10 protein-coding genes are annotated in these 22602 nt (G+C 67.3%); 5 read left to right on the top strand and 5 right to left on the bottom strand.

What is annotated here, in order from left to right; genetic code table 11:
• Both GA0115240_RS33985 and GA0115240_RS33980 read right to left on the bottom strand, forming a co-directional pair.
• Positions 1-4354 (bottom strand): VWD domain-containing protein (locus GA0115240_RS33985; protein ID WP_141709068.1); only part of this gene is annotated, 4354 nt, incomplete at its 3' end.
• Positions 4355-4908: 554 nt separating this feature from the next.
• Complete coding sequence (locus GA0115240_RS33980; protein ID WP_093742810.1) at positions 4909-5976, bottom strand: hypothetical protein; 1068 nt, start codon at positions 5974-5976, stop codon at positions 4909-4911.
• Between the two features lie 217 nt (positions 5977-6193).
• On the opposite strand from GA0115240_RS33980, the gene GA0115240_RS33975 reads away from it, so the two are divergent.
• Both GA0115240_RS33975 and GA0115240_RS35970 read left to right on the top strand, forming a co-directional pair.
• Positions 6194-7351, top strand: a complete 1158-nt coding sequence (locus GA0115240_RS33975) for an integrase core domain-containing protein (RefSeq protein WP_370673405.1) — start codon at positions 6194-6196, stop codon at positions 7349-7351.
• 47 nt (positions 7352-7398) lie between these two features.
• A complete protein-coding gene (locus tag GA0115240_RS35970) occupies positions 7399-7548 on the top strand; it encodes a hypothetical protein (RefSeq protein WP_176725252.1) in 150 nt (49 codons plus the stop codon).
• A 384-nt stretch (positions 7549-7932) separates the two neighbouring features.
• Here GA0115240_RS35970 and GA0115240_RS33970 read toward each other — a convergent pair whose 3' ends face one another.
• On the bottom strand, positions 7933-8709 hold the full coding sequence (locus tag GA0115240_RS33970; RefSeq protein WP_093742807.1) for a hypothetical protein: 777 nt from the start codon (positions 8707-8709) through the stop codon (positions 7933-7935).
• 213 nt (positions 8710-8922) lie between these two features.
• Positions 8923-12927, bottom strand: coding sequence for a LamG-like jellyroll fold domain-containing protein (locus GA0115240_RS33965; protein WP_093742805.1), 4005 nt, complete (start codon positions 12925-12927; stop codon positions 8923-8925).
• Between the two features lie 623 nt (positions 12928-13550).
• Between GA0115240_RS33965 and GA0115240_RS33960 the strand changes: the two genes are divergently transcribed.
• The 3 genes from GA0115240_RS33960 to GA0115240_RS33955 all read left to right on the top strand — a co-directional run bounded on the left by GA0115240_RS33960 (position 13551) and on the right by GA0115240_RS33955 (position 22161).
• Complete coding sequence (locus tag GA0115240_RS33960) at positions 13551-20453, top strand: polymorphic toxin-type HINT domain-containing protein (protein ID WP_093742803.1); 6903 nt, start codon at positions 13551-13553, stop codon at positions 20451-20453.
• A 9-nt stretch (positions 20454-20462) separates the two neighbouring features.
• Positions 20463-20981, top strand: a complete 519-nt coding sequence (locus GA0115240_RS36485; protein ID WP_141709066.1) for a hypothetical protein — start codon at positions 20463-20465, stop codon at positions 20979-20981.
• A 109-nt stretch (positions 20982-21090) separates the two neighbouring features.
• On the top strand, positions 21091-22161 hold the full coding sequence (locus tag GA0115240_RS33955) for an integrase core domain-containing protein (protein ID WP_346268011.1): 1071 nt from the start codon (positions 21091-21093) through the stop codon (positions 22159-22161).
• Positions 22162-22229: 68 nt separating this feature from the next.
• Here the strand turns inward: GA0115240_RS33955 and GA0115240_RS33950 are convergent.
• On the bottom strand, positions 22230-22602 hold a 373-nt coding region (locus GA0115240_RS33950; protein WP_370673404.1), incomplete at its 5' end, for a WD40 repeat domain-containing protein.

The raw sequence follows: 22602 nt of genomic DNA, 5'->3' as shown, positions 1-22602 counted from the left end.
CGCCGTAGGTGCCCGTCACCGGCCCCGGCGGGGCGACCAGCATCGTGTACGACCCCGCCGCCAGTGTCGGCGAGTACAGCACGCCGGACGTGTCGCAGCTCAGGCTCCCGTTCTTCACCTGGGTACCCGACTGGTCGTAGAGGTAGAACTTCACCGAGTTGAAGTCGCAGTCGCCGGTGGTGATCGATGAGGAGCCGGTGATCGTCACCGCCTGGCTGGTCGGGTTGGTGAAGCCGACCATCACCGACTGGGAGGCGGCAGTGGTCGTCACGGACGCGGGCTTGCCGTCCAGCGTCGCCGTCACCGCCGATGTGGACGCCCCGAAGATCTGGACGCCCAGTTTTCCCGTCACCGGCGCGGGCGGGACGATGAGCACCGTGTAGGAGCCGGGTGGCAGAGCCGGTGAGTAGAGCATCCCCGCGCTGCCGCACTGGAGGCCGCCGTGTGTCACCTCGGCGCCGGTGTGGTCGTACAGATGGAAGACCAGCGAGGAGTAGTCGCAGTCGCCTGAGGTGAGCGTGGACGAACCGGTCACCGCCACGGTCTGGCTCGTCGGGTTCACGAACCCGATCGCCACCGACTGGGCCGCGAGGGTGGTGGTCACCACGCTCGGTGTGCCGTCCAGGGTCGCCGCCGGCGTCCCCCCTCCGCCGGCTGTGGCGAACAGGCTGTACGTCCCGGGCAGGCCGCCCGATTCGACGGCCAGCCGGTAGCTGCCGGCGGCCAGGACGCCGAGGCTCGAGACGCCGCACCGCCCGTGGGCGATCGCGGTTCCGGAGCTGTCGAGGAGCCGCCAGGTCAGCGAGGTGCTGTAGCTCACGGTCGGACACGAGGCGAAGTTCAGCAGCACCGGCGAGCCGTCGGACGGCGCGGTGAAGGTGTAGACGTCCTGCGACGCCGTCGTCTCGAACCGGCCCGCGCCTGCCGCGGTCGCCCCGTTGAGTCGGTCCGGTGACGCCGCCAGCGGGAAGGTCGCCGCGAACGGCTGCGGCGCCTCAAGGTTCAGCGCGTACCCGCCGGCCACACCGCCGGCGCTGACCACCAGCTGGTATCCGCCGGCCGCCAGCGGGCCCAGGTTCGCGTACGAGCAGCCGCCGTTGGCCAGGACCGTGCCGGTCGCCGTGCTGAGCAGTTTCCAGCGCAGCGGCGTCGAGTAGTTCGCCGTCGGGCACGCCGAGATGTCGAGGTTCAGCATCTGGCCGCCGACCGGCACCGTGAACGTGTAGATGTCCTGGGAGGCGCCGGTCTCGAAGGTACTCGCGCCAGGCACGGAGATTCCGTTCATCGTGTTCGCGCTTGTCGTTAGCGGGAGGGTCGCCGCGAACGACTGCGGTGACAGGATGTCGAGCGTGTACGGACCGGGCGTGCCGTTGGCCGCGACGTCCAGCTGGTAGGAGCCAGCCGCGAGGGTGCCGAAGTCCGCGTACGAGCAACCGCCGTAGCCGGAGCGGACCGCGGTCTGCGTCGCGGCGTCGCGCAGGGTCCAGGTGCCCGGGGAGTAGTTGTCCGATGCCGGGCACGACCTCATGCTGAGCGCGAGCGGCAGGCCGCCGGTCGGGACGGTGAACGAGTAGATGTCTTGTGAGGCACCGTCCTCGAAGACGCCGGCTCCGGTGGTGGCGGTTCCGTTGAGGGTGTTCGCCGTCACCGAGAGCGGCATGGTCGCCGCGAACGACTGCGGGGCCTCCAGGTTGAGCGCGTAGGACCCCGCGACGCCCGGACCGCGGACGGTCAGTGTGTACTGCCCCGCGGCCACGAGGCCCAGGGCGGCCGCGTCGCAGTATCCGGATGCGGCGGTGCGGCCCGCCGACGTCTGAAGGGTCCAGTGGACGCCGTCCGACTGGCCCTCGGGCGGGCACGAGCCCAGGTCAAGGTTCAGGCGCTGGCCGCCGGTCGGGACGGTGAAGGAGTACACGTCTGCGGATCCGGTGGTTTCCAGGGTTCCGGCCCCCGTCATGTTGGTGCCGTCGACGGTCCCGGAGGAGACCGACAGAGGCAGCGCGGCGGAGAATGTCTGGGCCGGTACGAGGCTGACGCCCACCGCGATGTTGTCGACGGCGAGGCTGGTGCCGATGATGCCCCGGAAGCCCGAGGGCGCCAGCTGCACACGCAGTTGGTCGCTGTACTGGGGAGTCGGAATAGTGATCCGGTAGCGCTGGTAGGCCGTTCCCTGGGCGGTCTGGCCCTGGCCGAGGGAGCTGGTCGTCGCCGGCCCGGACGACACACTCGCAGTCGTCGGGGTGAACGCGACCACCGACGAGGTCGCGGGGTCGCCGACCTTCACCGTCAGCGTCTGGTTCTGGGCGTTGGCGCTGGTGACGCCCACCGCGTAGACGTCGAACGCGACCGTGGCGCCTGAGTGGTTGGGCAGCGACGGGACGGTGAAGCTGTACCCGCTGCCGTCGAACACGGGTCCGGCCGCGGTGGTGCCTCCGATCGACTCGGTGCTGTCGGGACGGAAGTTGGGGCCGACCGCGGCTTCGAAGTTCTCTGTCACGTTGCCGGCGGCGTCGACCGTGTGCGCGGCCGAGTCCTGGAGCACGTCGGTGACCGACGCGGCGTCCTTGGCGTAGTTCGCGTCGCCGGTCTGGGCGATGTCGAGCATGCAGGCGTCGAACTGCGGACCCGCGGGCACCGCCTGGGCGTTGCACGCCTGGCGGGCGATGTCCTGGTCGGACTGCGCGAAGTCGCCGAGTGTCACCACGTTCGACGGGAACGTCAGGTCCGTGTAGGACGCCGTGGTGTTGTCGTCGGGGTAGGTGAAGTCGGACTGGTTGTCCGTCAGCCGCCAGGAGTTCGCGTACACGCCGTCGAGCACCGAGGCGGTGGGAGAGGAGACCGGGGTGCCGTCGGACATCACCAGGTCGTTGCCCGGTTTGCCGTCGTTGTTGCCGAGCAGGCCGGTCGTCGGCACGCCGGGGGCGATGTCGAACCCGAGGCTGCTGTCATTGAACGCCAGCCGGGCCTTTGCCGCGCCGAAGGTCGCCACGAATTTGTTGCCGCTGCGGACCAGCGCCGCGCCCTGGCCGAAGTCCGTCAGCTTCTGCGAGGCCGGGATCTGCACGCCGTTCACGAACGCGTCGCCGTTCTGGTGCAGCTCGACGAACGCCCCGTTGATCGAGAACGCCACCGAGTCCACCACCGTGAACGTCCTGGATCCGCCCGGGGGCAGGAATCTGGCCTGGACGTCGAGATTCAGGCTGGGGACGTTGACCACCTCGAACTCCCCGGCGTCCTGCAGGTCGTAGGCCAGCCCGTCGAGGGTCGTCATGTGCGGGTCACCGAACAGGTGCCAGTGCATTACCGCCCAGATTGCGACGAGCACCGCCGCCGCGATGACCGGGACCAGGAACGCGGCGCTGAGGGTGATGAAACCGGCGTCGAGCGCCGCTTCCGCCAGCGCCAACTCTTCGGCGTCCAGCCCCAGGGCCGCCGCGTCGCCGGCCGCGATGTCGGCCGCGGCATCGGCAACCGTGTCGGGCATGCTGTCCACGAACGCTGCCCACTCAGCGTCGATGGCGTCCGGGGCGGCGTCCTCAGCGGCCTCCTCGATCTCCGTGATCGCGTCCCGGTTCAACGACACCAAGACCGGCTTGGCCAGCGCGTGGAACGCGGGAGCGACGATGGGGCCGGTCAGATACCACAGCTCCGGGTGCTCCCGGATGTAGTCCCAGAAGTCGTCGACGCCGTCGTGGTCGGCGTCGGCGCCGATGGTCCCCTGGTAGGTCTGCTTCTTCTCGTCGTCGACGCCCTGCTTCTGGCGCTCGGGGCAGTCCCGGAATGTCCTGGAGATCCGGATCACCCCGTCGTTGGCCGGGTCGCTGTAGGTGTGAAAGAGCCACGCGGAGTGCTGCGCCGGATCCCACTTGCACGCCGGATCCAACTGGATCTCGAAGTCGTCACTAAAGGGCTTCGCGAAGTGGTACGGGACGACGGTGTGCCCGGTCTGCGGCCAGTCCCGGACATACTCTTCGACTTCGTCCAGCGGGTTGTCACCGCTCCAGTCGCCCTTCATCTCCACCAGACCGACGGGACCCGTCGTGCTGGTGTGGTCGTACAACACGAGGTCCGGCCGTCCGCCGCCGGGGATCATCGTCTCCCACTGGATGTTGGGCGTGATGCCCGTGGCCGAGCTGTCGCCGTAGACACCGGCCGCATTCAGCTGGGCGATGACGCGCGTCTGCGCGATGTTCTCACCCTGAAGACGCAGCGGCTTGCAGTCCGGCTTCTTGTAGACGGCGTGCGGCACCAGGGCGCGTGGGTCGAGAACGCACGGTACCGTTGTGTAGCTCCTGGTGGCCGGACTCCACGCATAGCCGAGTTTCCCCCGGGTGGACATCAGGGTGCCGGCCACGCAGCGACTGCCACCCGGATCCGGAACCGAGGCGTCGGCGCTGTTCGGAGGACAGGGCGGGTCAGCGGCGGCGGGCTTGACACCGGCGGGCAGTGAGGTGGTGCCGGTGCGCGGCGCGGGTGTGTTCGCGGTGGGGCTCGCGTAGGTCGCAGCCGGAGGTAAAGCCGACGGTGCCGAAGACTTCGCAGTCGCCGGATATGTCGTCACTGCCCGGGTCCGCGGGGCCGCCGATGACGTTTTCGGGAGTTTCGCCGCGGAGGGCGCCGGCGAGGACGCCTTGGACGTCGACGCCGACGTGGTGAGGGCCGGACTCCCCGCATTCGTCGTGGTGGGTTTCGGTGGCGAACCCGCGTATGCCGCTGTCCCCGTGGGACCCAATGTAACTAAAAGTGCTCCCACAACTACGCTGGCGAGCAGGCTTAATGAACGACGAACAGGCACCACAAGACCCCCCCGGGAACCGCGCACACAATAGTTCGAGACTCAAAGAGTCTGTCGGCGCGGTGATGGAGGGTCAACGAATATTAATCACGGTTCAGTACGATGAGCAGCAGTTATCGGACATCGTCGGCGGGCACCAGAGCCCGGCCGAAGTCGGCCCTCGCCTGGTCAACGGCCGAGGGCGCGGGGCCTCCGGGACGGAGCCAGGCGGCCAGATCCGGTGCCTCGATGAGGGAGCGTCCGGCAGTGACGTGCGTCACGGTCCACCGCGAAAGGTCCGCGACGCGGTCCAGGTGTTCGTCGGTGAGTAGCTGCATGCAGTGGACATCGGGGACGAACCGGCTCCACAAGTCGGCGTGCATACGCAGTGCGTGGGCCGGGATGCCTTCGCGCAGCGGCGGCAGGGCCCGGCCGCGTGCGTCCCAGCCGTATGCCTGGCGCGGCGTCGGCGCCACGAAGGCGTAGTGCGCGTATGCCGCTTCGGCGAGGATCGCCGCGCGGGCCCGGTCGGCCTGAGCCGTCAGGGAGGTGGACGCGTCGTGGATCTGATAGGCCGCCTGGCCGTCCGAGCGGATCTGAACCAAGGCGGCCCGCGACGCCTGCTCGTCCGCGTACAGCACCGCACCGGACGAAGCGACGCGCAGGGCGGACGCCAGGTGCGCCGCCACATCGCCGGTGGCATCGAGCTGATTCATCCCGCCACTGGAAACGTAGGCGTCCCCTCCGGCCTCGGCCGCCCAGCGCACCGCCCGCTCCGCCCAGCCCGACATACCGGCACCGCCCATCGCGGACAACGCGCCCAGCGCGATGTACGCCGTCATCATCGGATCAGGCGAATCCCAGGCCGGCAATCTGACGGTCTTCGTGGCCCGCAGCTCACCCGACAGCCCGCCCGCCCGCACCTGGCCGCCGAACGCCTCCAGCCAGGTTTCCAGCGCCTCCTCACTCTCCATCGACCCCAGCCGCACAGAGAGACCCGCAAGGCTCGCTGTCAGCAAGGACGCCCAGATGGAGTCAGGCGCCGCCTCATTGGCCACCTCATTGGCCGTGTCCACCGCCTGACGCATCACGTCGACAACCGCCGCCGCACCGCCACCGCCACCGTCATCCGGAGCAAACTCCACCCGGACCTCATCGAAACCATTGGCCTCCAACTGCCGCATGATGCCGTTGAGATCCACGCGGACGCCTTGACGATTCGCCATGCCGCCACAGTACGGCGAACGCTTGCCGCCTGAGCTGAAATTTGGGGGACGCACGACGGTGTAGGTGCCGAATATTGCATCCGTCCTGGTCACAAGCCTGAGTTCAAGGCGTCTGCATGCAGCTGACGACTCAGCCCCCGGACAGGAAGGCTCTCTGTGTCCGGCCGCAAGCCGTCTCCAAGGATGTTCAACTGTGCTGTTGCGACTGCCGCCCCTCGCCCTGTCGACCGTCGTCAGCCTCATACGACTACGCGCCCATGTCCTTCTTGACGAAGACCAGCGGCACCGCTCACCACAGCGCCGTCGCCCACCGCTTGCGGAGCCGATGAACAACCGCGAGAAGAACTTGGAGATCCTGGCCCTACGCCACCAACTGGCCCTCTTGCAGCGGCAGACAGGCAAGCCGCAACTCACCTGGCCCGACCGGGCGCTCCTCGCGGCACTGCTGCACCGCATCCCCCGCGGGCGGCTGCGTCAACTCCACCTGATCGTCTCCCCCGACAGCGTCCTGCGCTGGCACCGCGAGTTGCTGCGACGCCGCCACGCGAAAGCCTCCCGTCCCAAGCGCCCAGGCCGGCCCCGCACCGTCCGATCCATCCGCATCCTGGTCTTGCGCCTCGTGCGCGAGAATCCCAGCTGGGGGTACAGGCGCGTACACGGCGAACTTGCCGCGCTAGGCATCAAGGTCGCCGCCTCCACCGTGTGGAGCATTCTCAAGGACCAAGGCATCCCGCCTGCGTCCGACCGGCAGCACACCACCTGGGCAACCTTCCTTCGCTCCCAGGCCGAAGCCATCCTCGCGGCCGACTTCTTCGAGACCAAGACCCTGACCGGCGCGACCCTGACCGTCCTTGCGGTGATCGAACATGCCACCCGGCGCGTCCGCATCCTCGGCACCACTACGCAGCCGACCGCCGCCTGGGTCACCCAACTCGCCCGCAACCTGGTCATGGACATCCAGGACTCAGAAACAGGGATCAAATACCTGATCCGCGACCGCGACGTGCGCTACCCCACCAGCTTCGACTCCGTACTCGCCGATCAGGGTGTCGAGGTCGTTCAGACCGGGGTGAAGATGCCCCGCATGAACGCAATCATGGAACGATGGATCCGCTCCTGCCGAGCCGAACTGCTCGACCGCACCCTCATCTGGGACCGAGCCCACCTCATGTACGCATTGCGTGAGTACGAGCAGTTCCACAACGAGCATCGACCCCACCGAGCCCTCGCAAGCGCCGCTCCCCTACGCCCCCTCCCGGAACCCCTCGGATCTGATCAAATCACCCACCTCGACGTCCGCAGACACGACCGACTCCGCGGCATCCTCCACGAGTACCAAAATGCCGCTTGACCTGAGCGGACATAATTCTCGGCACCTACAACGCCACGCTCTCCTGGATGGCCAACAACGGCGTCCCCGACACCGTGGTCTCCGCCTGGGCCGGCCACTCGGACCTCAGCTTCACCAAGCGGGTCTACGTGCACCCAGACCCGCAGAGCCTCAAAGCGGGATCCGAGAAGCACGGAGACCTCCTCGGCGGGCCATGATCATTACCGATGTGAGAAGTTGTGAGAGGCAGACCCGGAAAACGATCAAGGGCCCTGCTCCACTTTCGTGAAACAAGGCCCTGACCTGCGACAATGGAGCAAGCTCCAGTCGGGACGAGAGGATTTGAACCTGCGACCCCTTGACCCCCAGAACGGCGAGTCAAGGGTTTCCGCAGGTCAGAGCGTATATTACTCACGTTGAGTCCATCACTCGCGCTGCTGTTGTTCGTCAGCATGCATGGCGTGTGGTCCCAAAGTGGTCCCAGCCATCAACGAGGCAACGGGAAATAGTTGACGCGCGAAAGCACTCGTGCCTGAGTACGCGCAGCCTCGCGCAGTTCACCATCTCGGCAGGAACCGCCCCTGCAGATACCGCCTCGGTGATCAGGTGAGCTTCTTGAGCTGAGTATCAATGATCTCCTGCGGTACATCGGCAGGTTTGCTGTTGGCACCGGTGTAGTTCGACACGAAGGTCGTGACGGTCGTTCCGGTCCGGACCACGAGGTAGGAGTAGACAACGGAGAGGGCGGAGGCGACGTTGTCGGTCGGCGTGTTCTGCGTCATGCGGTAGGAGATCGCGTCGTCCCCCATGGCGGGGGCGGAGAGCTTCTGGATGTGCGTGAACGTCAAACCCTCGCTCGGCTGCGGCGGTGCGAACCGTGTGCAGTCGGCCAGGGCGCCGTGCAGCTCGGTCATGACGGTGGCGGCATCCTGGGCCTTGTACGAGGCCAAGGCGACCGTGGTACTGGGGATGTTGTTCTTTCCCGGGGCGGCGATCGCCTTCACCACCTGCCAGACCGGCTGGAACCGTCCGAGATATTCCGTCATGTTGTTGAGCGGGGCGCACTGCGCGGGCGACGGAGGGCGTTGGGCCACTACGGTCGGTTGCTGGTCCGAGCCGTCTCCGACCAGCGGGGCGACCTGGAACCCCGGTAGGTCCGAACCCGTGAGTCCGGCCTGCTCCAACTGCCCCTCGCTCAGAACCTTCGACGCCGACACCGGTGCCGCCGAGGTTGAAGCCGAGGCCGACGGGGTGCCCGGTTGTGCGGTCTGCGCCTTCGCGCTGGGCGCCGCCCCTGTGCCGCTCTCGTGGCCGCAGCCGACGGCGGCCAGCGCGAGTACGCATCCCGCAGCCGCGATCCTCAGCGTCTTCTTGCCCATGTCCATCCTTTTCCTGTGCTCCGGCCGATACCACTGGAGGCAGTGCGCCGGTGAACGATCAGTAGCGTACGGTCGCGCGGTGGCGGCCTGGCCTCTGGGTGACCGCTCGGGCCGGGCCCCGTTGCCGTGTCCGAGACCGGACGGGGCCGCGGGTGCGCGCCTTCTTCCGACCAGGGCACGCACCCGCTTACCGGCTTCACCGCCCCGCCGCTGTCAGTTGAGGGTGCTCGAGTACCAGAGCACGGTTCCGTCTGCGTCGTAGAGGACGAGGTTGCCGTCCGGTTGGAGGAAGAGGGTGGTGCTGCCGAGTGCGGAGTTGGTGCCGGCGGCCCACAGGGAGGTGCCCAGCGTGTGGGCCGCGCCGCTGTAGATGACGAGGTTGTTGTCGGACTGCAGGGTCAGGACCGCCCCGGGGTGACCGGTGGAGCCAACGGTCCAGGTGCAGTTGGCCGTGCAACTGGCGGTTTCGGTGATGGCGAGCTGCCCGGTGGTGAAAGTCATCTTGGCGCCGGCTGTGGTCCAGGACAGACCGCTCGCGTAGTTGGTGTCGTCCGACGGGAACAGAACGTAGCCGGGGGTCCCGGACAGAACAGCGACCTGGTCGGGGCTGAGCGTCGTGCCGGCCCAGACTTCGGCGTCGGCGAGGTTTCCGTTGAAATACGACTGGTAGGTGCCCTGGTAGAGCTGGCGGCCGACGGTGAAGTGTCCGAGGAAGCCGGTGACGGGTGTGTGGGAGCCCTCGTTGGCCTCGATGCCATCGACGTACAGGGCCATCCGCTTGGTGGTGGCGTTGTAGGTGGCGGTGACGTGGCTCCACGCGTTCAGGTGGACTGCTCCACCGGCCGCACAGTCACGGGCCGTGGTGGTGGTGTCGGCGCGGGCCATGCAGAAGTTCCAGGTGTTGGTGGAGGCATCGGTGTAGACCAGGAATCCGGAGGTGCTGGTGCCGTCCTGGGAGAGCACCACCCCGCCGAGCGCCGCGGGTTTGGCCCAGACCGAGACGCTGAAGCTCTGCGAAGGGGTGAGAGCGGCGTTGGCGATCATCATGGCGCTGCCGGTGCCGTCGAGGTGCAGGTGCGGGTCGAACAGATCGCCGTCGTCCCAACGGGGCCCCGTTCCGGCCCCGGCCAGGGACAGCGGTGTGGTGGCGTTGTCTGCGGCCGTGGTGGCGTTTCCGTTGACGGCGTCGTCGAGGATCCAGTTGTGGGTGTCGGCGATGACCTTCTGCTGGGTGGAGATGCTGGAGAAGGCCGTCCCGTCGAAGTAGTGGGAGGAGGCGTTGCCGGTCGGGTCGGTGGTCCAGATGTCGGGGGTGCCGTCGGTGTTGATGTCGGCGGCCTGCAGGAGCGGCATCTGCGCGGCGCTGTACCAGGAGGTGGCAGCCTGCACGGGGACGGCCGGGTTGCCGATGGCGAGGTTCTCCAGGTCGGCGGGGCGGTAGTAGTAGGCACCGCCGCCGTTGTCGGCGCGGGCGAACATCGCGGGCAGGCCGCCTACGAGGCTGGTGGTGATGGTCCAGCCGGTCCAGTCTCCACTTCCCGTGGGGTTGGTGTCGCTGATGTCGGACGAGTTGTCCAGGTCGACGTAGCCGCCGGGGGTGGGGACGGAGGGTTCGAGGTAGAGATGGCCTTCGACGGTGAGCAGGAGGTCGGGGAAGCCGCTGATGCCGTCGGGGCCGGCTCCGTTGGCGGTGCCGAACAGGTTCCCGGCGCTGGCAATCTGGGTGGCGTGCACACCGGTGGCGCTGTCGGTGAAGACGCCGCTGTCGACGTTGACCTGGCTGCCGCTGACCGGTGAGAGCGCGGAGCCGTCGCCGCTGCCGAACAGGATGGTTCCGCTGCCGGTGGCTCGGTCGTAGTCCAGGACGTCGTTGAACCCGGCTCCGGTGGCGAAGTGGCCGGTGATGGCCTGAGTGCCGTTGTAGTCGGAGGCGGTCCCGCGAGTGTCCATGCCGGTCCCCGCGTTGCCGATGTTCGCCGCGGTGGTGAGGATCTGGCCGTCGCCCTGGGTGTGTCCGGCGCCGGCTTGGCCGGGTGAGAGCCAGAGCCCTGCGGGCAGGCCGTCCTGGTGCCCGACGGTGAGCAGGTCGGCGATGCCGTCACCGTTCAGGTCGCCGTCGGGGGCGGTCGCCGGGGCTGCGGCGGTGATGATGCAGACCGCGGTGTCGCCGATGTTCCCGCCGGCCGATCTGGCCGTGACGGTCAGGATGTCGGTCCCTCGGCTGGGTTTGACGCTGAAAGTGGTCTTGGTCGTCGTCTGGGGCGCCCCGCCGTTGACCTGGTAGAGATAGCTGCTCGGTGTGGAGCCGGTGGTGGGATGGATGGTGAAGCCGGCGGCCGTGCCTACGGTGTAGGCGGCGGCGCTTGTGCTGTCACCGCAGTCCGCCCCGGTGGAGTCGGTGATGTCCGGCGCGCCGGGGATCGTGGGGTCGAAGTTGAATCTGCAGGTCGTCGAGGCGGACTTGCTACTGAGGCTTCCGTCGCTGACGGAGACGTTCCAGGAGACGGCCATGACCGCGTTGGCGGCCGCCGCGTCGAGGGTCGCCTTTTTCATGATCAGCGGTGGGGCTACGGTGCCGGACGTCGCGGACAGGGTGCCCGCCTGGATGGTGGTGCCGGTACCGGTCTTCCACGCCTGATAGCTGACCTTGAGAGCCCCGCCGTCGGGATCGGCGACCTTCGCGTAGAGAGAGACATCGCCGTTGCCGATCACGGTGACGGAGCCGGTGCAGGTGGTCGTCGGGGACGTATGCGGCGAGGAAGGGATGCTGGGAGCGTGGTTGAAGGTCGTCGACATGGACATGGTGGCGTGGTCGAACTTCTTCCACGCCAGGGGGTCGGACTCGTCAGAAGCCTTCAGGCCCAGCGTGATCGAGGAAGCCAGGTGCCCGGCGATATAGGTCATCTCGCTGCTGGTGTCGAAGCCGATCGAATCGGTCGGGCAGTCGGAGGACCAGCCGTGTGCGGCGTTCACGGTGGCGAGTTTCGTGTTCCAGGACGGCTGGTGGTCCCAGGTCGTGGCCGACGAGATGCCGCCGGTGGTCCACAGCTCGACCGGTTCCGCCGTGCACGAGGCGGAGTAGGTCTCGGTGGCGTAGAAGTGCGAATCCTTGATAACCGCATCCTTCAGGCGGCTGTCCACCGACAGTTGGGCGAAGGTCCGGGCGGTGTAGTTGGGGCTCTCCCAGCCCTGCCTGCCGACCCGCAGACCCACGGCATCCGTGGTCTTCCAGAAACTTGTCCCGGAGTAGTACGAGTTGACGTAGGTCCATGCCTGCAGGACGCCGCCACCCGCGGTGTACGAGGGATCGATGTACACCGGGAACATCGTCGATGACGCGGTGAGGAGCGACGGGTCGGGGGTGAGGGTGATGGTGCCGTCGCTGTAGTCGGAGTCGACCGCGGCGGTGTGCGCGCCGATGCCTGGGCCAGTGGGACTGGAGGTGACCGGATCACCACTACCGCCGTCGCTAGGGCTGCTGCCGGTCGGATCGGCTGTGCCGCCGGCCTTCGTCTTCTTGGCGCCGGACTTGGCCGGGGCGGCGTGGGAGACGGCGGAGTCCCACATCAACGGAGCGGGAGCTGCGAAAACGGTGGCACCGGTGGGGTCGTCAGCGGTGATGTTGCCTGCCGTGTCCGTTGCGACCGTCACGCCGTTGGTGCGCGTGGCGAGCGTGGTCAGTTTCCCGAGATCGGGGCTGCTGGCGGCTGCGGCTGTCTTCACGACCAGGACGTCGGAGAAACCGCCCTGGTTGTCGGCCATGACCTTGAGGTCGACACCGGGAATCACGTCGGCGTAGGTCGCGGTACTCCCGGACAATGAAGGGGTCGGCAGGTTCACCGGCAAGGTGAGGTCGAGGGACCGGCTGCCGGTCTTCATGACGGCCAGCGCCCCGCTCCCGCCCCCGGACAGCGTGAGGGCACTGGAGGTGACCGAGGGGGAGACGGAGCCGTCGCTGTTGCGGATCAGCGAGGGGTCCAGGGGTTTCCATGCTCCGCCGATCCGTTTGCGCACCGGCTCGACGCTCTGGTCGAGGGTGAAGCTGCCGTCCGGGTTGGCGGTGAGTGTCTCGGTCGGTGTGGTGTCAGCCGGGATCGGCACCGCGTCGCCGGTGGCTTGGGCCTTGACGGACGCCTCGGCGTCGGTCTGTGCCCGGGCCTGCGACACCTGGGAGGTGGAAGCGGAGCCGGCACCGTGGGCGGGGACGGCTTGCGCCACGGGCGGCGCGGCAAGAGCAAGCACCGCGAGCCCGGCTGTGAGGACAGCTCTCAGCGTGCGCCCGGATTTCGTGCGCGTGGAACCTGGCACAGATGCCCCCCTGGCATGTCCGCGGTCGTCGACCGGGTGGTTATGGCCGCCCCCTGGCGCCCGGATGAGACTCGCATGCCCTGGTCAGGACGCAAGGGTCTGTCTGCGCCCGGCAGTCCTGGTTGCGCACCATAGAGATCTATTTGCGCGTTCAACTTGCCAAATTTTGATCATCACATGGCGTTCACATGCCCTTTTCTTTTCCTGCGCTTTCTGTTGCCGACCGTCGACGCCCTGTCATAGTCAACGCCGTGCCGTGCAGTTGATCAGCCGGCTCGCCGAACTGTTGCGTTGTCAACGGACATTGTCCTTGGGGTGGGGGGTTCGGCGTGAGCCGAGTCGCGTGGTTCAGTCGTGGCATTTTGCGATCCGGCCGGTCCGGCGGAGACCGCTGGTGGCGGCGACACAGAGCCCATGGGCTCATCGCCGTCGCCTTCACACTGCCGTTGATGGTCGGCCCCGGGCTCAGCATTGCCGAAGCCAGCGCCCGCGTGCCCATCCCATCGCCGCACGGAGCCGCGGCGGTACACGGGGTGAAGAACCTCGTCATCCCAGCGCCGGCCCGGCAGACCACACCGCCACCCTTCCACGCCACCGCCGTGACCTGGCCAAAAGCCGCCTCGGCCACCGCCGCCCTGTCCGCACCCACCGCCGGGAAGACCACCGGCGCCCGGACTCCGGTTCCGGGAACTCCGGTCTGGGCCGAGGCCCTTGCCCCAGACGGCCACACACACGCCGGCGGCAAAATCTCCGTGCACGTCCTGGACCACTCCGCCGCGGCAGCCGCCGGCGTATCAGGGGTGCTGTTCACGGTCCAGGGCACCGACAATACGAAAGACAGCGTCCGAATCGGACTGGACTATTCCGCATTCTCGCAGGCATACGGCGGCAACTACGGCGACCGCCTGCACCTGGTCGAACTGCCGGCCTGCGCCCTGACCACCCCGCAAGTGGCCTCGTGCCGAACCCCGTCACCGATCACCACCCGCCACGAGCAGACCGACAAAAGCATCTCGGCCGCCCTGACGCTGGCACCGTCGGCCACCGCCACGCAGAGTGCCGCCACCAGAGTGCTGGCCGTAGCGACCGACACGGCTCCCGCCGACGGTGGACCGGCAGGCACCTACAGCGCCGACAGCCTCAAGCCGTCCGGCTCATGGACGGCAGGCAGCTCCACCGGGACGTTCGGCTACGACTACCCCATCGCGCTCCCGGCGTCGTCCTCTCCCCTGGTGCCGTCGGTCGACCTGTCCTACGACTCCGGATCGATCGATGGGCAGACCTCCTCCACCCAGGCCCAGGCATCCTGGGCCGGCGACGGATGGGGCACACCCGACTCGTTCATCGAGCAGACGTTCGCCAGCTGCAGCGACTCCCCCGAAGGCACCGCCTCGCCGGTGTCCACCTCGGACTCCTGCTACGCGGGGCCCGTCCTGACCGTCTCCCTCGGCGGCAAGTCCACCTCGCTGGTCTACAACGCGACCACCAAAACGTACACCCCCGCCGACGACGACGGTGAGAAGGTCACCCACTTCACCAACACAGCCAACGGGTCCGGCACGTACAACACGGACTACTGGACCGTCACCGACCGTGACGGCACCACCTACACCTTCGGCCGCAACGAACTGCCCGGCTGGACCACCGGGAAGCCCACGACCAACTCCGTCGACTCCGAGCCGGTGTACTCCGCCCACTCCGGCGATCCCTGCTACTCCAGCAGCGGCTTCACCGCGTCGGTGTGCACCATGGCCTACCGGTGGCACCTGGACTACGCCGTGGACACCCACGGAAACGCCATCTCGTACTACTACACGCAGGCCACCAACTACTACGGCCAGGACAACGGCGCCAAGAGCGCCGTCTACACCCGCGACTCCTACCTCGACCACATCGACTACGGATTCCGCGACGGCGGCGCCTTCGGCACCATCGCCGACAAGGTCGTCTTCAACGCCGTACCACGCTGCACCCTGGCCACCTGCACCGCGCTGTCCAGCACCACGGCAGCCACCCAATACCCCGACGTCCCCTACGACGTGAACTGCGCCAAGGGCGCCACTTGCACCAACTGGGGCCCGTCGTTCTACTCCACCGTGCGCCTGTCGTCCATCAGCACCGAGCAGTACCTCGCCGGCACCACCTACCAGGGCGTGGACAGCTACCAGCTCGACCAGTCCGAGCCCGCCACCGGTGACGGCACGTCACCGACCCTGTGGCTCAAATCGATCCTCCACATCGCGAACGACACCACGGCAGGCGGCTCAACAGCTCCCATCACCCTGCCGAAGGTCATCTTCCAGGGCATCGACCTGCCCAACCGGGTCGACACCTCGAACTTCCCCGGCCTCTACCGGTGGCGCGTCAACAAGATCACCTCCGAGATGGGCGGCACCACCGGCATCACCTACGACACGCCGTACCCGTGCACCGCTTCTTACGTCGCAACCGCGATCCCGTCCACCAACACCAAGTCCTGCTATCCGTCCTACTGGACGCCCAAGGACTACACCGCGCCCGTGCGCGACTGGTTCGAGAAGTACTCTGTCAGCCAGGTCCTGGAGACCGATAGCACCGGCGGCTCCCAGGCGAAGCGGACCGACTACACCTACTCCGGTGGAGCGGCCTGGCACTTCGACGACAACGAGCTCGTCAAGGCCAAGTACCGCACCTTCGGGCAGTTCCGCGGCTACGGCACCGTCGAGACCCGCGTCGGGGACATCGCCAATGATCCCCAGACGAAGAGCGTCACCGACTACTACCGCGGCATGGACGCCGACTGGCTCACCTCCACTTCCAGTCGCAGCGTGACCCTCACCGATTCCCAGGGCGGAACCCACACCGACAGCGACCAGCTCGCGGGCAACGCCCTGGAGACCACTGTCTACAAGGGCGACGGCGGCCCCGTCGACCACTCCACCATCACCTCCTACTGGATCTCCCCAGCGGTAGCCACCCGCGCCCGCACCGGCGTGCCCGATCTGACCGCCAACCTGACGGCGGAGGCGGAGACGTTCACCCGCCAGGCGCTCACCGACGGCGGCACCACCCGCTGGCAGTACAACGAGACCGACGACAGCTACAACGACGACACCGCCAGCGCGACGTTCGGCCTCCTGCAGCACAGCTACAGCCACACGGTGCCCGCGAACACCGCCTACGACGAGTGCGCCAGCACGGCCTACGCCCCAGCGAACACCGGAGAGAACCTCGTCGGCCTGCCCGCCCTGCAGGAAACCGATTCCGTCGCCTGCGGCGGGTTCACCGAAGCCGCCGAGCCCTCCAGCCCGGCCCACTTCAACACGCTCACCGCACCCGCCTCGGTGTCCCGGCCGGACCAGGTGGAATCCGCCAGCCAGACCTTCTACGACGACACGGACTTCTCCACCGCGTTCCCCCAGGCCGCGGCCCCCACTCTCGGCAACGTCACCATGACCCGCCAGGCGTCCGGATACTCGAGTGGTGCCTTCACCTGGCAGACCACTCAGCGGCAGACCCACGACGGCTACGGGCGCACCGCCGACAGCTATGACGGCAACGGCAACAAGACGGCCACCAGCTACACCGTCAGCTCCGCCGGCCTGACCACGGGCCAGAAGGTCGTCAACGCAAAGTCGCAGACGGCCACCGTCACCTTCGCGCCCACCCGCGCGCTGGCCCTCACCTCGACCGACGCCAACGGCATCACGACCACCAAGCACTACGACGCGGCGGGACGCACGACCTCGGTCTGGCTGGACTCGCGCCCCACCAGCGCCCCCGCCAACGACACCAGCGTCTACACCGTGTCCGGAACCAGCCTGTCCGGGGTCACCACCAGCACCCTCAACGACAATCTCGGCTACGCCACGTCGGTCACCGTCTACGACTCCTTCGGGCGGACCCGGCAGACCCAGACGCCGACCCCGCAAGGCGGCCGCCTGGTCACCGAGTCCTTCTACGACTCCTGGGGACTGGTCCGCAAGACCAACAACGCCTACTGGGACCCGGGGACCACACCCGCTCTGGCCCTCGCCTCGGCCCAGGACTCCATCATCCCCAGCCAGGATCTCTACACCTACGACGGGCTCGGACAGGTCGTCACCGACGAGTCAGACAAGTACTCCGTCGCCCAGGAGACGACCACCACCGTCTACAACGGCGACACCACCACTGTCATCCCGCCGCCCGGCGGCGTCATCAACGCCACCACCACCGACCCGCTGGGACGCACCACCGTAACGAAGGAGTACACCGCCCCGCCCACCGTCACCGCCCCGGCGAACTCCTTCACCGGTATCGCTTACACCGCCGGTGGCACCGCGGACGCCACCACCTACGGCTATGACGGCCACGGCATGCAGTCGACCACCACCCACGCCGGCAGCACGTGGACCACGACCAACAACCTCCTGGGTCTGAAGGCCTCCTCCGACGACCCCGACGCCGGAAGAACGTCGTACCTCTACGACGCCGACGGCAACGTCACCCAGACCACGGACGCGCGCGGTGACAGCGTCTCCTTCACCTACGACGTCCTCGACCGCAAGACCGCCGAGTACGCCGCCACCACTGCGGCGCAGGCCACCGGCAACGAGATGGCCTCCTGGGTCTACGACAATGACAACGCCGTCACGGGAGTGACCGACGCGGTCGGCAAGGTCACCACCAGCACCGCCTTCAATGATGGCAGCGCCTACACAGAGCAGGCCGTCGGTTTCAACGTCTTCGGCGAGTCCCTCGGCGAAACCGTCACCATCCCCTCCGCGCAGGGCGGCGTCCTCGGCCGCTCCTACACCTTCAAGCAGTCCTACAGCGCCAACACCGGGTTGCTGACCGCGGACAACTACCCGGCGGCCGGCGGCCTGCCGGCGGAGATCGTGGCTCACACCTACGCCACCGCCCTCGACCTGCCCAACGGCCTGGCCGACACCAGCTACGGCTATTCGCAGGGCACCACGTACGACGCCTACGGCCGGCCCGTCCAGGAAGTCCTCGGCCAGGGCAACAACGAGGCATCGATCAACAACACCTTCGACGTCCACACCGGCGCCCTCACCGACCAGCTCATCACCCGCACCACCGCCGCACCCAGCTCCCACGTGGACGAGCAGGCCTACACCTACGACAAGGCCGGCAACACCACCCGCCAGACCTCAACCCGCTTCGCCAGCACCACCAGCTCCGAAACGCAGTGCTACCGCTACGACGGTCTCGACCGACTCACCACCGCGTGGACCGCAACCGACAACTGCGCCGCCACCCCGAGTGCCTCCGACTCCTCCACCATCGGTGACGCCCTCGGCGCGTCCAGCGCGTACTGGACGAGCTGGACGTTCAACGACGACGACCAGCGCTCCACTCAGACCCAGCACGCCACCACAGCCGGCGGCGCGGACACCACCACCTCCTACGCCCACGACGGCAACGGCCAAGACCAGCCCCACACCCTCACCGGCGACACCACCGCCAACCCGGCCACCGGCAGCAGCACCGACAGCTACGGGTACGACGCCGACGGCGATATGACCACCCGCAACACAGCGACGGGGAACCAGACCCTCAACTGGAACGCCGCCGGGCAACTCACCAGCGTCACCACCGCATCGAGCACCGTCTCGTACCTCTACGACGCCGACGGCAGTCTGCTCCTCCAGATCGACCCCACCACCAAAACCCTGTACCTGCCCGGCGAACAGATCACGCTCGACACCACCGCCGACCCCGCCACCGCCACCGGAGTCCGCTACCTCCCGCTCCCCGGCGGCGGCACTGTCGTCCGTACCGGCACCGGCACCAACTACTCGTTCGAGATCGGGGACCCGCACGGCACCTCCGACCTCTACCTCGACTACACCGCACAGAACCCCACCTGGCGCCAGTTCACCCCCTACGGCGCGCCCCGCGGCACCACCACTGCCTGGATCGACAACCGCGGCTTCCTCAACAAACCCACCGACCCCGTCACCGGCCTCACCGCAGTGGGAGCGCGCCAGTACGACCCGAGCACCGGCGCGTTCATCAGCCTCGACCCCGTCTTCGAAGCCGGCGATCCCACCCAGCTCAACGGCTACGACTACGCCGGCGACAACCCCGTCACCAACGCCGACCCCACCGGCAACATGCTCGACGGCGGTGGCAGCGGAGGCGACGGACCGAGCAAGCCGACCCGCCCGATCACAGGCGACAGCGGCGGCACCGGAGACGGCGAACGCCACGGCTTCGGCCCCCACGCCCCCATCGAATCCAACGGCCACTCCCAAGAAGTCAGCACGCCGGCCAACCCAGTCCACCACAACTGGGTCGACGACCACTCCGTCTCCGGAAACACAACGACCGTCTCCGGACAGCTGGACCTTTTCTCCCCCAACAAGACCAGCCACCTCGAAGGCGGCTACTGGGCACCGTTCACCAACGCGAACGGCCATATGGAGACCGTCTGCTACGGACGGCTCGCCTGCAGCATGGCCAACCACTACCTCCTCGGCCACACCAACGACGTGGCAGGCGCCCAGGTCATCGCCGCGACCTACTGCCTCGTCAACCAAGAACAGTGCGAAGCCGACGCCGCCCAATGGAACGTCACCAGCACCCTCTACGGCCAAGCCGCCCAGCTCCTGAGCGGCGGGGAGATCCCCGACCTCGGACAACTCGACGACGTCGCCGCAGCCACCCAAGCCGGCGCGAAACTCGACGCCGAAGCCGCAGGTGAATGCAGCTTCACCCCCGACACCCCTGTCCTCCTCGCCGACGGCACCACCAAGCCCATCGGAAACGTCAAGCTCGGCGACAAGGTCCAGGCCGCCGACCCGGAGACCGGCAAGGACCAGGGCACACGCCCCGTCACCGCCACCTTCATCAACCACGACAACGACCTGATCGACCTCACTATCCAGATCGGGCCCGGCCACACCGCGGTCGTCCACACCACCTCCAAGCACCCGTTCTGGGACGACACCACCCACACCTGGGTCCCCGCCGGCCACCTCACCCCCGGCCACGCCCTTGAAACCGCGAGCAACTCCCACGCCCTCGTCAGGGCGGTCCGCGCAGTCCCGGGTGCGGCCGCGATGTACAACCTCACGGTCAACCAGCTGCACACGTACTATGTGCTGGCGGGGGCCACCCCGGTCCTGGTACACAACTGCACTGTGGCGGCCTCAGATCATTATGTCCCATCGCCCGAGGAGGCCCAGAAAATAATTCAGAATGCTCCTCGCGGGAGTTCCGCTGCAGTGAAGTCCGACCCGTATCACCGAGCTCCGATCTTCATGCAGGATCAGATTGCCGAGCGTGGCACAGTCTGGCGCAAACCTCAGCGCGACCCCATGAATCCGGATAATCCCATGCACGTTTCGATGCCTGGAGAAGTCAATGGAAAGTCCGGGATATTTCACTGGATCGTAGACCGGACGGGAACGCTCGTGCATGAGGCCTTTGAGCCAGGGCGGGGCTAGTCAGGGAGCATGTCAATGCGAGAGGTATCGCCAAAATTCAGTGCGGAATCGTTCTTTGAGTTCGGTTTCCCGTATGTGGGGGAGCTCTCGTACGGATGGCGCTCCGGACTGCTCCACACCAGTACGCTCCAGCAGGTTATCGGCGAACTGAACCGAAGGGCACTACCCCTAGCATCTGAGGAGCGGGATATTGCTTTTCGACTCCCGGATGACGTTGAAGCCGTCAGGGGGATGGTGGGCGACCTGCAGAGGTATGAGAAAGCTGACTCTTGCGATGTCTGGCAGTACTACGTTGCTGCAGCCATCGAAAGGGCCACCACTGATTTGGCGACTCGATTCGACCTCCTGGACTCGGCATGGGCTGACCTCGAGTATCCGACGGAGATGAGAGATGTGATCTACCCGGAGGGTGGAATGCCTTCGCATCTCGACACAGAAGCAGGCAATAGGGAACTAGCCAAATTCATGCACAGATGGCATGAAAGGCTGAGTCGACGGAGACCGGAGAGTCGGGCTTCGAATAACTGATCTGACTATTCAGTTCGACCACAGAAGCCCCTGTGGGGTGCCAAAACTGGCCCACGATCCCTGATCAGGCTCTTTGCAGCTCCAGGTCATCATGGCATGCTCGGATCGCATGGCGTTGCGCGTGCTCTACCTGATCTTCGTCCGGCTGCTCGGGCTACTCCTGTTGCTGTCGCGGTCGCAGGACACCAAGAACGTCGAGCTCCTCGTACTGCGCCACGAAGTCGCGGTCCTTCGTCGACAACTCGGCAGCCGGCCGCGCCTGACGGCCGGACCGCGCAGTGCTGTCCGCCCTCGCCCGCCACCTCCCGAGCAGACTGCGGCGCCACCGCCTCGTCACCCCGGGCACCCTTCTGTCCTGGCACCGCCGACTACTGCGCTGAAGTGGAAGCAGAAACCTGCCCGGACCGGACGCCCACCGATCTCCGAGGAACTCACCGCTCTGATCCTGCGCCTTGCCCACGAGAACCCCACCTGGGGCTACACCAGAATCCAGGGCGAACTGCAACGCCTCGGTCACCGGGTCGGAGCCTCTACTATCCGACGCGTCCTTCGTAGCGCCGGACTGAGTCCCGCACCCCGACGTAGCCATGGCATCCCCACATGGCGGGAGTTCCTGCGCGCACAGGCCTCCGGACTGCTCGCTGCCGACTTCTTCCACATCGACACCGTGACCCTGCGGCGCCTGTACGTCTTCTACGTGATGGAGGTCGGCACCCGCACTGTGCACATCCTCGGTGTCACCGCCCACCCCACCGCAGCCTGGACAACACAACTCGCCCGCAATCCGCTGACGGACCTCGGCCAACAAGCTGCCGGCTTCCGCTACCTGCTGCGCGACCGCGACAGCAAATACACCCAGGCCTTCGACGCCGTCTTCACCGCGGACCACATCAAGATCCTGAAGAGCGCACCGCAAGCCCCACGAATGAACGCCCACGCCGAAAGAGCCATACGCACCATCAGGGCCGAATGCACCGACCGCCTACTGATCTACAACGAACAACACCTACGGCGCGTCCTCGCCGAGTACGGCGACCACTACAACACCAGCCGACCCCACCGCGCCCTCCAACTCCGCGCCCCCGCCGACGACCCCAACATCATCCCCTTCCCCGCACAACGCATCCACCGCCACAAAGTCCTCGGCGGACTCATCAACGAGTACCGCCGGGCCACTTGACGACGATCAGAGCAGCAGAAGAAAGACCAGGCCAGGGCGCGTTCAGGACTTTTGGCACCCTACAGGTCTCAGCGGGTTGGCAGTTGGGCTACAACAAAGCCCTGCCTTGCGGCGATCACGGCAACGGGCAGGTCATTGACTGTTCCGCCTGCGGCAACAGCCCACACTCGCATGTGGGTAATGAGGGGTCCACCGACCGGCTCCCACTTGGCCAGGTCCCAGACTTGCACGGTGCCGTCGCCGCCGCCGGTGACGGCGACCGTCCGGCCGTTCAGTACCACGGTCGCCACCGCCGTCACCATGTCGTTGTGTCCGGTGAGGGGTTCACCGACCGGCTGCCCGCTGGCCAGGTCCCAGATGTGCACGGTGCCGTCGCCGCCGCCGGTGACGGCGACCGTCCGGCCGTCCAGCACCACGGTCGCCACCGCCGTCACCGTGTCG

Source organism: Streptomyces sp. DvalAA-14, from assembly GCF_900091855.1.
Taxonomy (GTDB): domain Bacteria; phylum Actinomycetota; class Actinomycetes; order Streptomycetales; family Streptomycetaceae; genus Actinacidiphila.
This window is presented reverse-complemented; position numbering and strand designations above follow the sequence as displayed.

Excerpts from the sequence above, each read along its gene's own strand:
- GA0115240_RS33970 (WP_093742807.1), bottom strand. The coding sequence starts at position 8,709 with ATGGGCAAGAAGACGCTGAGGATCGCGGCTGCGGGATGCGTACTCGCG.
- GA0115240_RS33955 (WP_346268011.1), top strand. The coding sequence starts at position 21,091 with ATGGCGTTGCGCGTGCTCTACCTGATCTTCGTCCGGCTGCTCGGGCTA.
- GA0115240_RS35970 (WP_176725252.1), top strand. The coding sequence starts at position 7,399 with ATGGCCAACAACGGCGTCCCCGACACCGTGGTCTCCGCCTGGGCCGGC.
- GA0115240_RS36485 (WP_141709066.1), top strand. The coding sequence starts at position 20,463 with ATGTCAATGCGAGAGGTATCGCCAAAATTCAGTGCGGAATCGTTCTTT.